Here is a 12,400-nt window from a genome sequence, read left to right as displayed (position 1 = left end):
AGATTGCCACGCGCGGAGTGAGCGAGGCAGCGCGACGGATTGTGTCGTCCCTGACACAAAATCAGTCAGACAGCCAGCGCAAAAAGGTATCGCGCGTAATGTCCTCCACTTCATCATTGATGCCGAGTAACCGGCGCTGTGAATACTGCACCTCCGGCCCTCTGCGGCTGACACGGTCACGCAGACCGTAATGATGAACGCGGGCAATACGCTGCACCCTGCCCTCAAATTCGACACTGGCAGAGTCCGGGCTGGCAACGGCTTTCAGGTATTTTGCGGTGCGGAGTTTGGCAAACATTTGCCGACGTATGCGGCCAGTTTTCGTGCGTGCCGTTACCCGTCGTGGTTCGTATTCCGTGCCGTCCGGGTTACGCTGCATCCTGATATTTTTCTGCTGGCTGCGGCGCAGCTGCTGCGCCAGCTCCCGCATCATGCGCTTACGCTCGGCAGGCTCAAGACCAGCCAGCAGCGCATCTAACCAGGCGTCAACCTCCTGCAGCTCAGCCACGGTGCACCGCCCACATCTCGTCCGGTTCGTCCGGTTCCGGCACCGCTTCAACGCGGGACAAGTTACCGTCAGCACTGACGATCACGCGCTCTGTCAGCTGCAGGTTCAGGCTGATATCACAGATATCATTGCGCAAGATATCGACCTCAAACGTAAACAGCTTTTCACGGTGTTCCGGGTTATGGATAGCATCAGGCTGATTCTCCATCAGCCAGGCCAGCACAGGAGCCATCAGCAATCCCTGATCGCCGCTGAAATCCACGACCACCACGTTAAGGGTATAGCGATACTCCCAGGACAACGACGCTGCGCCGGTCGCCACCACCGATCCGTTATCCACGAATAAATGCAGTTTGTCCGGGTTGTCCCGGACATACGCCACGGCTTTATTCAGGGCGAGGCGTAGGGACTGAGGTTTGTTCACTGTTTCGCTCCTGGCAGGAAATTATCGTGTCCACCTTGTCAGCACAGACTGACCAGGCCGCCTCAGCGTCATCCAGCGCAGCCAGCAAATCGCCGTTAGTGCTGGCCGCTGACTTTTCCAGGCGGCACTGCGTCACCCTGGGACAACCATTCACGGTAAGCTGCACCTCCGGCGAGGGCCGGTCTTTCGCGCATCCTGATAATGTCAGGAGGCAAAGGAGTACCAGCCCAGCGGCGCAAATCCTCGTTTTCACGTTTTAGCTCCTCAATCCGGCGCTGGCGGCTTCGCAGCAGTGCGTTTGTGCTTTCTGCCGCCGCGTAAAGCCGCGCCTGTTCCCGGTTGTTGGTTTCTGACAGGATGGACAGGGCGATCAGCTGGCTGTTCGTTTTTGCCAGTTTGTCGCCCTTCACTTTCAGGTCGTTGCCTTGCTTATCGATGGTGCGACTGGCCTCATTCAGTCGCCATGACTGCCAGCCCAGCGCCGCCAGTACGAGCGCAAGAATTACCGCCAGCGCGCGCGTCATGCCGTCACCGGCTGCGCATCAACAACCTGTGCACGCAGAACCTTAAGCGCGACCAGCGTCAGCAGATAAAATACCAGGGTGACAACGTGGCCCGTAAAGGCGAGAAAAATCACAAGCAGTGAACGCCTGGCCCATCTGATCACCTGGTTTCCTGGCGTACTGAAAAAGCGGGTCAGAGCCTGCGTTGCCTCTTCCCGATGAATGCCACCCGCATACCACCCAGCCAGGCAAAGCAGCACCGCCACCCAGACCAACAAACAAGCTACCCAGGTCAATCCAGTGACCAGCGCCGAGGCCATGCCGTTTGGGACAAAGAGACTTAAAATCATCAGCGCTGCGTACAGCACCGAAAGCAACCCACTGATAGATTTCTTTTTCATTTCGTTATGCTCCTTTTAAGCACCAGGCCAGCTCACGCCCGCGGCGGTTATCCAGCCCCTGATTAAATATGCCTTTGACATATACCCAACGCGGCAGCTGATAGCAGGCATCGCGCCAGCGCTTCTGATTGATAAACTTCACCATGGTTGAGCTGCAGGCGTTGCCCGTGCCGACGTTGAACGCCAGCGACACCAGGGCGTCATAAACGTACTGCGGCACGTTCACCAGGACACACCGCGCCAGCGCGGTTTCTACCCGTAATACGTTGGTGATGAAGTTCCCCGCCGCCTGCCGCTCTGTGATGGTCTTCCCCGGCACCACACCGGACGTGTTACCGATGCCGTCGGTCCACACGCCAGCGTCGCACTGGTACGGCTGCAGGCGGCATCCCTCGTAATCAGCAATCAGCTTCAGCCCCTCCACTGAGGTGTGGAGCTGCTGGAAATTGGGCAGCGTGGCAGCGATGGCCAGCACTGCACCCACCAGGCAGCGCTTAACGATTGAAGGATTCATATTCCCCCTGAGTTATCTTCCCGCCGCGCAGCAGCTGATAGGTTTTGTGTTTGTAGTACCAGTTGATCGCCAGCATCAGCAGACCAATCAGCACACCGCCCACCGTAGATGCGTCCTTAAGCGATAAATCGCCCATCCACGCCAGCAGTACAGCGATGCAGTACGTAATAAAGGCGCTGATCCGTTCAAGCGTCATAATTCAGTCCCATAACTGGACGGTCTGCACCGTGGTAGTGGTTGCAATATCCGGCAGTTCCACCTGCAGCCCGTGAGGTAAAAAAGGGCCATGCTCAGCCAGCCCCGGATTTGCCTGCAGTACCTGCTCTGTGACGCCCTGCGTGCGCCCGTAATGACGCCAGCAAAGCGCATCCACCGTGTCACCCTGGTACGCACGCACTTTCATCAGATCAGCTCCACAGTACAGTGGGGTGCATCCTGCACCCTACTGATTGCCCAGCGGGCATCACGCCACAGATCGCCGCTGGCTTCCGCCAGCTCATCGCCCCGTTTGACGCCGGATGCCGTGGCGTCATAGTCCTGGTAACGTTCATTCACCTGGGCACGCGCCCAGCAATACACAGCGTTATGGTAGTGGTGGATGCGCTCGCTTTTGCCGTCCAGCACCTCCGCCGGTACGTCTGCCAGGGTCTGGAATCCCAGCAACTGCTGGCGCTTGCGGAATTCGTACAGCTCCGCGTTGACCTCCGACATAGCAGACCGGATAAGCTGCCCGAGACGCGGCGACGTCACCGTGCCATCCGTTCGCATCACGCTGCGAAAATCCGACAAATCCACATCGGGCCAGAATGGGGTGTTTTTGATGACCTCCGCCTGTTCCGGCGCCTGTTCTGGCGCAACAAATCTCATGCGGGTTTTCTCCTGAAAAGGTGGGCGGTGAACGGGATTTTGATAAGGCGCTGCCTGTCGCCATCCCGTGCCGCCCGTGCGCGGGGCACGTTCCGTTAGTGGCTGTTACGCAAATGACGCTCCAGCCGCTCTTTGTCTTTTTTCACACCGCAGCGGGGATCGAGCTGCAGCGCAAACGTGTAGTGGTTCAGGGCTGCGGCGGGGCGGGACTCGCTGATCACGGCGGCGATAGCTTTATGCAGCCGGGCGCGGGACTGGTCCGGCATGTCCAGCGCATCCGTCAGCGAAAGCGCCTGCAGCAGCACGTCAGCAGGGAATTCAGCTTTCATGCGCTGCGCGGCCTCCGCCTGATCTGCCAGCTCCTCAGCAACAACGGTCTGCACGTTGCGGCGGCCCAGCGCCTGCGGCATCACCCACCCATGCTTAAGCGCGTGCGCGGCAATCTGCAGGCCACCGGCAAAATCACCGGCATCGATACGCCAGACCATCAGAAACATCAGCACGTCATCCTGCTGCGCTCCACCGGCTGCCAGTACGCCATCCGCCCAGGCGGTATATTTGGGTAACAGCTCCACCTTGATTTGTGCCTTTTTCACTGTGGACTGCACCCCCTTGAGGCGACGACGGTCTTCTGCCAGCTGCAGTAGCATCAGGTCATACCCCGACGCATGGCGAACACTGCCGCCCTGACGGGCGGCCTGTTCAGCCTGAACGCGCAGGCGGTGCTGCCGTGCGGGACTCAGGCTCATGCGTTACTCCCCTGCTCCGGCACTGAAGTCACCGATGGTGATGTTTTCCACCAGTGCCACGCAGCGGTAATCCTCCACCACATACGCCTCATTGACGGATTCGAAGTTTTCGATGCGATCGCGTTTCGGGTTATCAATGACCGAACGGCGGCGGGTATCTTCCTGCCAGTAGATGGACAGGTTATCCAGACGGGTGATCAGCACGGCATTAGCCGGGAATGACGGGGCGCGGACAGCCTGCAGGCCACCCATGCGTTTCTGGCTGATAATCAGATCAGCGGCCAGTTTTTCGCTGTTTTCCTGCTCCTTATTGACCAGCGGGAAATACTTGTCAGACAGCAGCTCACGACCACAGATCACGACCAGATCAGCATCATCCTGGAAAATCGGGTCAATCAGCTCATTGACGGCATCCATCACCAGCGCATCCAGGTTGGCATATTTACCGCCCTTGCCTACCTTCACCGGGTCTGCGGTGGTGGTGCCATCTTCTGCCGTGGTGCTACCCATAACGCAATCTGCCGCATCTTCGCGGACTTTCTGCAGCCAGCCTTTATTAACGTCCTGCAGCAGCGGGTTATCGACACGGTTTGAGGTTTTGGCACGCTTCACACCGTTGAACCCGATCATGATGCGGTCCAGCGCCTGGCGCTTGACGATGGCGTTACGGATGCGCACCTGGAAATCCTGGAATTTCGCCCACAGGTCAAGTTTTGCGTAGGTCAGCACCGTATCAAAGTTGGTCTGCTCGCACTTGTACTCAACATCAACCATGACCGTCGGATCGGTTGGTTCGCGTTCCTTCGTGGTCGTGTCAGTGGTCCCGGCAATGGTGCTGCCGACGCCCAGACCCAGCAACTGGCCTGACTGCTCAGTCACCCCAATGAGGTTAATCATGGTCAGGAATGCGGCGGACTGCTGGATCTGGTCTTCAAGCGTCTGCTGCACCGATGGCTCCACGGTGAACTTGCTGGACAGTTCTTCAACTTCTACGCCATTCAGGCGCGCCAGCTGCTGCAGGTAGGCGTTAAAGGCAAAACGTGTTTTCTTTTTCATTGGTTCTTATGCTCCATCAGCAATTGGTCAGGGTGCCTGCCGGTGCGTTATCGCCCGGCGCGCGCTGGCGATAATCTTTGCGGCTGTCTTCCTGTTGCAGCTGCTGTTCCAGTTCCGCAAAGGCGGTCTGCTGCTCCTGAAGGGAGGTTTCCAGCGCAGCAAGGCGCTTATCCTGCGCGGACAGGGATTGATCGGTGCGTTCGCTCAGGCGCTGCTGCTCGGTGGCGACCAGCTCAACAGCACGATGCACATCAGAAAAACGCGCATCATCGGTTTGCTCTTTTTTGGTAAACATCGCGGTAACGCGGGCAAAGAGGGAGGGTTTTTCGCCCTGGACCTCTTCCCACTCGATCAGCGTGTCTTCTGCGGCGGTAAAGAGGTTTTCCGGGCTTTGTTTGCGCCCTGCCAGCGGGTTGCTTTTGGCGCTGGCGCTAAACTGCAACATTTCTGTACCCAGGCTTGCCGGGTCGTCAGTCGCTGCCAGGCCAACCAGGTACGCTTTGCCGGTATCAGCAAAACTGGTATTGACCTCCATCGAGGTGAACAGCTTTTGCAGCTTGCGGGTATACGCCACCAGATCATCTGACGGGGTGATCCACGCATACAGGGCCATTTTCCCCTTCAGCGGGCCATCCGCAATTTCTTCGGCCTCCAGCTTATCCACGGTCCCGAAGCGGCGGAATGGACTGTCCGGGGTGTAGCCCTTGATATGTTCCAGATTAATCAGCGCCGTATAGACCTGCGGGTTATAACTGGCCGCCATCTGCTCCAGCCAGGCACGCTCAATGGTGCGCCCGTCGGTTGTTGCCCCTTCCACACCAATGCGGAAGCGTTTTGCTTTAACTGCCATTTGAGCGACTCCATCAAATAACTCAGTGAGGCCTTATGGTTGCTGTGATGGAGGGGGTGAAACAACGCGCAGACCTTGTGCGGTAAACCACACAAAAGCCAGCCGGGGAAAGGCTCCTGTCAAGGCCGTAGTCTTGTGCCATGAACACAACATTGACTCCCGCAGACCTCGATCCCCGTCGGCAGGCACTACTGCTGTATTTTCAGGGATACCGCATAGCCCGCATTGCAGAAATGCTGGGCGAGAAAGCCGCAACCGTTCACAGCTGGAAAAAGCGCGACAAATGGGGCAGCTATGGTCCGCTTGACCAGATGCAGCTCACCACCGCCGCACGGTACTGCCAGCTGATCATGAAGGAGCAAAAAGAAGGGAAGGATTTTAAGGAAATTGACCTGCTGGCGCGCCAGTCCGAGCGCCACGCCCGCATCGGGAAATTTAACAACGGCGGCAACGAGGCCGATTTAAACCCGAACGTGGAAAACCGCAACCGCGGCCCCCGCAAACCCCCTGAAAAAAACCTGTTCAGCGACGAACAGATCGAAAAGCTGGAAGAGATTTTCCGCGCTGGCCTGTTCGAATATCAGCGCCACTGGTGGGAAGCAGGGATAAAGCATCGTATCCGCAACGTGCTGAAGTCCCGCCAAATCGGGGCAACGTATTATTTTGCGCGTGAGGCGCTGATCGATGCCCTGGTGACTGGTCGAAACCAAATTTTCCTGTCGGCCAGTAAAGCCCAGGCGCATGTCTTTAAAGGCTACATCATTGAGTTCGCCAAAGAGGTAGACGTTGAGCTGAAAGGCGATCCGATGGTCCTGCCGAACGGTGCCACGCTGTATTTTCTGGGGACCAATGCCCGCACCGCGCAGAGCTACCACGGCAACCTGTACCTGGATGAATATTTCTGGATACCGAAATTCCAGGAGCTGCGCAAAGTCGCCTCCGGTATGGCGCTGCACAAAAAGTGGCGGCAAACCTATTTTTCTACCCCGTCCAGCCTGATGCACAGCGCCTATCCTTTCTGGTCTGGCGCGCTGTATAACCGTGGTCGCTCAAAAACGGACCGTGTGGATATCGACCTGACCCACTCGGCGCTGGCGGCTGGCCTGCTTTGTGCTGATGGTCAGTTCCGGCAGATTGTGACGGTGGAAGATGCCGTGCGCGGGGGCTGTAACCTGTTCGACCTCGACCAGCTGCGACTGGAATACAGCCCGGACGAATACCAGAACCTGCTGATGTGTGAATTTATTGACGATCTCGCGTCCGTGTTCCCGCTTTCCGACCTGCAGGCCTGCATGGTGGACAGCTGGGAGGTCTGGGAAGATTTTCATGCACTGGCTCTGCGTCCGTTTGGCTGGGGCGAGGTGTGGATCGGATATGACCCGGCGAAAGGCACCCAGAACGGTGACAGCGCCGGGTGCGTCGTTATCGCCCCGCCATCCGTTCCCGGCGGCAAGTTCCGCATACTGGAGCGCCACCAGTGGCGCGGAATGGACTTCCGCGCCCAGGCAGAAGCTATCCGCCAGCTCACTCTGCAGTACAACGTAACCTATATCGGCATTGACTCCACCGGCGTCGGTCACGGCGTCTATGAGAACGTTAAAGGCTTTTTCCCTGCCGTCCGGGAGTTTGTCTATAACCCCAACGTCAAAAACGCCCTGGTGCTCAAGGCATACGACATCATCAGTCACCGCCGCATTGAGTTTGACGCCGGTCATACCGATATCGCGCAGTCATTCATGGCTATCCGACGGGCCACTACCGCCAGCGGAAACCGCCCCACCTACGAAGCCAGCCGCAGCGAAGAAGCCAGCCACGCAGATTTGGCCTGGGCAACGATGCATGCACTATTTAACGAACCGCTGCAGGGCGAAGCCGCCAATACCAGCAACATCGTGGAGATTTTTTGATGGGAAAACGTAAGAACCGCCGCACATCGGCTGCTCACACTGTTCAGCACAGCGGCGGCGGCGCAGCAGCTGAAGCATTCAGCTTCGGCGATCCTATTCCGGTTCTGGACCGCCGCGAACTCCTGGATTATGTGGAATGCGTACAGATGGATCGCTGGTACGAACCGCCGGTAAGCTTTGACGGACTGGCACGCACCTACCGCGCCGCCGTGCATCACAGCTCACCGATTGCCGTTAAGCGTGACATTCTCAGCAGCACATACATCCCGCACCGCCTGCTAAGCCAGCAAGTTTTTACCCGTTTTGTGCAGGATTACCTGGTATTTGGTAATGCTTACCTGGAAAAGCGCACTAACCGGCTCGGTGGCGTGCTGTCACTGGAGCCGACCCTGGCGAAATACACGCGGCGCGGCGTTGATCTCGACACCTACTGGTTCGTGCAATACGGCATGACCTCCCAGCCCTATGAATTTACGCCGGGAAGCATTTTTCATCTGCTGGAGCCGGACATTAACCAGGAAATTTACGGGCTGCCAGGCTATCTTTCGGCCATCCCGTCAACCCTGCTGAATGAGTCCGCAACGCTGTTCCGCCGGAAGTATTATCTGAACGGCAGCCACGCAGGATTTATTATGTACATGACCGACGCGGCACAGAACCAGGAGGACGTGAACAACATCCGCCATGCGATGAAAAGCGCCAAGGGACCGGGCAACTTCCGCAACCTGTTTATGTACTCACCCAACGGAAAAAAGGACGGCATCCAGATCATCCCACTGTCAGAAGTAGCGGCAAAGGATGAGTTTCTGAATATCAAAAATGTGAGCCGTGATGACATGATGGCGGCGCACCGCGTCCCCCCGCAGATGATGGGCATCATCCCCAACAATACCGGCGGATTCGGTGACGTGGAAAAGGCCAGCCGCGTCTTTGTCCGCAACGAACTGATGCCACTGCAGAAGCGACTGCAGGAACTGAATAAATGGCTAGGTGAAGAAGTGATCTGTTTCGAAAAATACACCTTAGATATTGATTTATAAAAAACTAGGCGCTTTAAAAAGCGCCTTTTATTTTTCTAATCAATGCTGTCTAAACGGTTAACATTCATTTGTTCAAGGAAATTTCTATTAAAGCTGAAGTGGTGCCAGTTGCTAGTATTTCGCTTAGCATCACCTTCAGTCAGCTTCTGAACTAAAAGTTCACTATCATTAACCCCAGTGATAGTCGCAATATTTTTAAATCCTCTATGCTGTATTGCCCTTGTAAAAAGAGGATATTTTTCGTAATGCGCAGAATATAGTAATAATTGGGGATACCAATAAACTCCCGGACTAATGAAGGATATCATAAGAGCAACGAGATCAGCCTGTTTCAAATCATCAAAAGACACATCTTCTCTTGTTGCACTTAGTTTAACCAACTCTGCAACGGGTGAATGTAGTCGGTAATTTTCAGGAGCCAATTTACTTTGAAGGAAATCAGAGTTTACAAAAAATTCACTATAGTTAGCAAACTCCGTACCAGGGCTAACTAGATGATCAGGCAAAAGATAGGATGTATGTAGTAAAATATATATCTGCTGAAAAGCTTCAATTTTTATTAATGCTGCCAATATATATAAGAATGTTTCATAAGCAAAAATCTGATGCGAAAGAAACCATAAATCATTCCATGAGTTAATATTTTTTGGCCGACTTCTGATCGCTAGCATTACTTCCATAAACTGCAGTAGTGCTTTAGAGAAATCCTCGTTCTGAGTATCCCCCTCAAGAATAATCCAATCAGTAATGGCGTCCCTCACAGGGATAAGCTCCTTATGAATTTGCAATACTTCTGCTGCAAAATCATCCGTAGTTGGTTTCGTTAATACCTGTAACGATACACAATAACTTCGACATATCTCAAGAAACTGCCTTCTGCACTCCTTTACATTCTGCTTTTGGTTTAATACCGCCGACTTTAACGTTTGAAATTTAGCATGAATTTCATATGTTGGCTTCGATGTATCTTGTTCCAAATAGATAGGCGGCTTGCCCAATGGTGGCTTTGTAAACTCTGGCTTTCCATAGAGCAGCCTAATTAATCGTTCCCAATTATCATTTTCTTTCTCCGGCGTAGAAAAATCAATATAAATTCTGGACTTCAGAAATATAGGAACATAAGGAGCACCACTTTCTTTATACTCAAAAATCAGCGGTATAAATTTGGATTGTGAAACGGATGAATATATTTCCTGAGAAATTATCATAGACTCTACACCGACACCATCCTTTCTAAGGTCAGCTTTTTCAGAATATTTCTTATCACAAATTACTAAGACATGTGTGACGGTTTCATCCTGAACCATACGTTCCATATAATGGTTTTTATCATCCCCTTCTTTCAAATCATAGATATCTATGACAGTTTCAACCCCATCCGCTGCTAATCGTTCAGCCATATCCTTGATATGTTGCTGATGAGTTTTACTAGACCAACTATAGGATATAAATACTTTCGGCTGGATCATCCTCTGACTCCCCTAGATTTGACAATAGATTTATATGATAAATATTTCAACAAGTCTAGGCGTACACCCGTTGCGCGCGCTCGTATCCCCGCCACGCCTGCCCGCTTTGTGTAGTGGTTTTCATGCAGATGCATGACGGGCCGGAAAGCGCGCCAGTTCTGGCGGCCCCGACCCAATGCGATCCTTTTTGGATCATGCGAATCCATGCAACATAGACATGCGCTGATTTCTCAAACCGCAGGGTGCCATATGGGAGGGAGTTTCCCATGGTGCGGAATCACTAATGCGTACTCTCATCCTGCCTTATCCCATATTCATTCAGCCTAGTAACCAGATCGCTTGTCAGCTCCGACAGCCACGAAATCGCAACCTCCTTATCGTCATCGCTACAATCTGAGCTGGCAACCAGCCGGGCCATAAGTTCTATCCGCTGCAGTGCAAGTGATTCCATGAACAAATCGTTCACAACTCCCTCCCAATATTGTCGCGGTAGGGATACCCGTTACCGGGTACCCCCCGCACAGATCCCGGCGTGCGCTATTCACGCACCGGGCTCCTGCCTTGGGTGTCTGGCGGTGAACCGCTCCACAGGCCATGGATGCAGAACCCGAACCTTCGGCAGCCATACGGCTGCCAGTCTGTTTGCTTTCGTCCATGTCGTATCATCCTGCTGGCTCCTGCGCCTCAGCGCCCGTCGCCAGAGGTCTGTTACGTATATCCTGAACTTCCGCATCATGGGATAGTTGCCCGGGACTGAGTGGTAGTTCAGGTATCCCTGAACCACTCTCCTGAGCCATTTTCCCTGTTCGGGGATTGAGTAATGCCAGCGCTTTCGTAGTCCGTCCTTGATCGCTTTCAGTGTCGCCGTCATCCTGTCCCGGCGTGTCTTTCGTATCAGCATGAACCTGCCACTACGATCTTTCCCACTGATATGCGTGAACCCGAGGAAGTTGAACGTTTCTGGTTTACCTTTTCCCCTGCTGGCGCGGTTTTCGGCTGCGAAGCGGCCGAACTCCATCAGTCGGGTTTTCTTCGGATGTACCGTGAGTCCGAACTCCTTCAGTCTGCGCTGCATGGCTATACGAAAGCATTGAGCGTCGATTCGCTTGTCGAACCCGATGACTATGTCATCTGCGTATCTGACCATGACCACATTGCCTGTGGCATGGCGGCGTCGCCACTGATGCGCCCACAGATCGAAGACATAGTGGAGGTAGATGTTTGCCAGCAGCGGCGAGATAACCGCACCCTGTGGGGTGCCTTCCTCCGATGCCCGCCATTCTCCTTCCTCTGAGGTCCCGGCTGTGAGCCACTTTCGTATGAGCCTGATTACCCTCTGGTCGCCGATTCTGTGTTCTATGAACCTGATTAGCCATTCATGGCTTACCTTGTCGAAGAACTGACTGATATCGGCATCCAGTACCCAGTTTACATTGGTCCGAACCAGCCCTGTGGCCAGTGCGTCCAGCGCATTGTGCTGGCTTCGCCCGGGTCTGAACCCGTATGAAAACCCCATAAAGTCATTTTCGTAGACTGCATTCAGGATCTTAACCAGCGCATACTGGACGATTTTGTCCTCCAGTGAGGCGATGCCGAGCGGGCGCTGTTTTCCATCCGCTTTCGGGATGTAGTGCCGCCTGCCGGGCTGAGCCCTGTAACTGCCCTGATGAAGCCTCCGGTGCAGATCTGCTATGTTGACCTTCAGGTTTTCGGCGTAGTCCTTCCACCTGACACCATCAACTCCGGCAGCCGCTTTCCTGCTCAGGGAGAGGAATGCGTTCTCCAGTGCCTCTGCTGTCAGGAGGTGGAACAATGCGGTAAACCGTTCTTTCTTCCGCTGCTTCGCAGCTTCCCGCACGCGTGACAGCCTCTGTGACATACTTTCCCGGCTCTGCGTCCGGCGCATGTGTGGCTGTTCCGCGTTTCCCTTGGCCCCGCTCCTTCGCTCCACTGACTCCGCTCCTTGCGGATTGTTCGCCAGCTTCGCAGCTACTATGAGCAAGTCCGACTTCTCCTCTCCGTACATCACCGGCTTCGGCTCCTCGCCTTCCCGGTGCGGGCCATCTCCGGCACTGGCAGATGGTCAGAGGGGAGATCTCCCGGTTCCCGCGT

The 12,400-nt window shown here is 54.7% G+C and carries 16 protein-coding genes; 2 read left to right on the top strand and 14 right to left on the bottom strand.

Features of this window, described 5'->3' with window-relative positions:
• Positions 1-61: 61 nt before the first annotated feature.
• From CDA56_RS23065 to CDA56_RS23010, 12 genes are all read right to left on the bottom strand, one after another.
• Entirely contained in the window at positions 62-508 is a 447-nt protein-coding gene (locus tag CDA56_RS23065) for a phage virion morphogenesis protein (protein WP_103814698.1), read from the bottom strand.
• On the bottom strand, positions 501-932 hold the full coding sequence (locus CDA56_RS23060; protein WP_103814696.1) for a phage tail protein: 432 nt from the start codon (positions 930-932) through the stop codon (positions 501-503). Before CDA56_RS23060 ends, CDA56_RS23065 begins: the two co-directional genes overlap by 8 nt.
• A complete protein-coding gene (lysC, locus tag CDA56_RS31340) occupies positions 895-1,140 on the bottom strand; it encodes an Rz1-like lysis system protein LysC (protein WP_227633066.1) in 246 nt (81 codons plus the stop codon). The genes CDA56_RS23060 and lysC overlap by 38 nt, the downstream gene beginning before the upstream one ends.
• On the bottom strand, positions 1,028-1,456 hold the full coding sequence (lysB, locus tag CDA56_RS23050) for an Rz-like lysis system protein LysB (protein ID WP_103814693.1): 429 nt from the start codon (positions 1,454-1,456) through the stop codon (positions 1,028-1,030). The genes lysC and lysB overlap by 113 nt, the downstream gene beginning before the upstream one ends.
• On the bottom strand, positions 1,453-1,836 hold the full coding sequence (locus CDA56_RS23045) for a DNZ54_00345 family protein (RefSeq protein WP_103814691.1): 384 nt from the start codon (positions 1,834-1,836) through the stop codon (positions 1,453-1,455). The genes lysB and CDA56_RS23045 overlap by 4 nt, the downstream gene beginning before the upstream one ends.
• A gap of 4 nt (positions 1,837-1,840) precedes the next feature.
• Positions 1,841-2,350 carry a lysozyme gene (locus CDA56_RS23040; RefSeq protein ID WP_103814689.1) on the bottom strand — a complete coding sequence of 170 codons (510 nt, stop codon included), beginning with the start codon at positions 2,348-2,350 and terminating at the stop codon, positions 1,841-1,843.
• Positions 2,331-2,546, bottom strand: coding sequence for an HP1 family phage holin (locus tag CDA56_RS23035; protein WP_004134639.1), 216 nt, complete (start codon positions 2,544-2,546; stop codon positions 2,331-2,333). Before CDA56_RS23035 ends, CDA56_RS23040 begins: the two co-directional genes overlap by 20 nt.
• Before the next feature lie 3 nt (positions 2,547-2,549).
• Positions 2,550-2,753, bottom strand: coding sequence for a tail protein X (locus CDA56_RS23030; protein ID WP_004151001.1), 204 nt, complete (start codon positions 2,751-2,753; stop codon positions 2,550-2,552).
• Positions 2,753-3,217 (bottom strand): head completion/stabilization protein, encoded by a 465-nt coding sequence (locus CDA56_RS23025; RefSeq protein ID WP_103814687.1) that lies wholly within the window; start codon positions 3,215-3,217, stop codon positions 2,753-2,755. The genes CDA56_RS23030 and CDA56_RS23025 overlap by 1 nt, the downstream gene beginning before the upstream one ends.
• Positions 3,218-3,312: 95 nt before the next feature.
• Complete coding sequence (gpM, locus tag CDA56_RS23020) at positions 3,313-3,966, bottom strand: phage terminase small subunit (protein WP_004134644.1); 654 nt, start codon at positions 3,964-3,966, stop codon at positions 3,313-3,315.
• 3 nt (positions 3,967-3,969) lie between these two features.
• Positions 3,970-5,022 (bottom strand): phage major capsid protein, P2 family, encoded by a 1,053-nt coding sequence (locus tag CDA56_RS23015; protein WP_103814685.1) that lies wholly within the window; start codon positions 5,020-5,022, stop codon positions 3,970-3,972.
• Positions 5,023-5,038: 16 nt separating this feature from the next.
• Positions 5,039-5,872 carry a GPO family capsid scaffolding protein gene (locus tag CDA56_RS23010; RefSeq protein ID WP_103814682.1) on the bottom strand — a complete coding sequence of 278 codons (834 nt, stop codon included), beginning with the start codon at positions 5,870-5,872 and terminating at the stop codon, positions 5,039-5,041.
• A gap of 140 nt (positions 5,873-6,012) precedes the next feature.
• On the opposite strand from CDA56_RS23010, the gene CDA56_RS23005 reads away from it, so the two are divergent.
• Together CDA56_RS23005 and CDA56_RS23000 are read left to right on the top strand one after the other, a co-directional pair.
• The gene (locus CDA56_RS23005) at positions 6,013-7,779 is read left to right on the top strand and encodes a terminase ATPase subunit family protein (protein ID WP_103814679.1); all 1,767 of its coding nucleotides are present in this window, start codon (positions 6,013-6,015) and stop codon (positions 7,777-7,779) included.
• Positions 7,779-8,819, top strand: a complete 1,041-nt coding sequence (locus CDA56_RS23000; protein WP_103814677.1) for a phage portal protein — start codon at positions 7,779-7,781, stop codon at positions 8,817-8,819. Before CDA56_RS23005 ends, CDA56_RS23000 begins: the two co-directional genes overlap by 1 nt.
• 35 nt (positions 8,820-8,854) lie before the next feature.
• Here the strand turns inward: CDA56_RS23000 and CDA56_RS22995 are convergent, their stop codons facing one another.
• Both CDA56_RS22995 and ltrA read right to left on the bottom strand, forming a co-directional pair.
• Positions 8,855-10,288 carry an SEFIR domain-containing protein gene (locus CDA56_RS22995; RefSeq protein WP_103814674.1) on the bottom strand — a complete coding sequence of 478 codons (1,434 nt, stop codon included), beginning with the start codon at positions 10,286-10,288 and terminating at the stop codon, positions 8,855-8,857.
• A 541-nt stretch (positions 10,289-10,829) separates the two neighbouring features.
• The gene (ltrA, locus tag CDA56_RS22975) at positions 10,830-12,317 is read right to left on the bottom strand and encodes a group II intron reverse transcriptase/maturase (RefSeq protein ID WP_161952885.1); all 1,488 of its coding nucleotides are present in this window, start codon (positions 12,315-12,317) and stop codon (positions 10,830-10,832) included.
• Positions 12,318-12,400 lie beyond the last annotated feature (83 nt).

Source organism: Klebsiella michiganensis (assembly GCF_002925905.1).
GTDB lineage: Bacteria > Pseudomonadota > Gammaproteobacteria > Enterobacterales > Enterobacteriaceae > Klebsiella > Klebsiella michiganensis.
The sequence above is the reverse complement of the archived record's forward strand: the minus strand, read 5'-3'. Positions and strand labels throughout refer to the sequence as shown.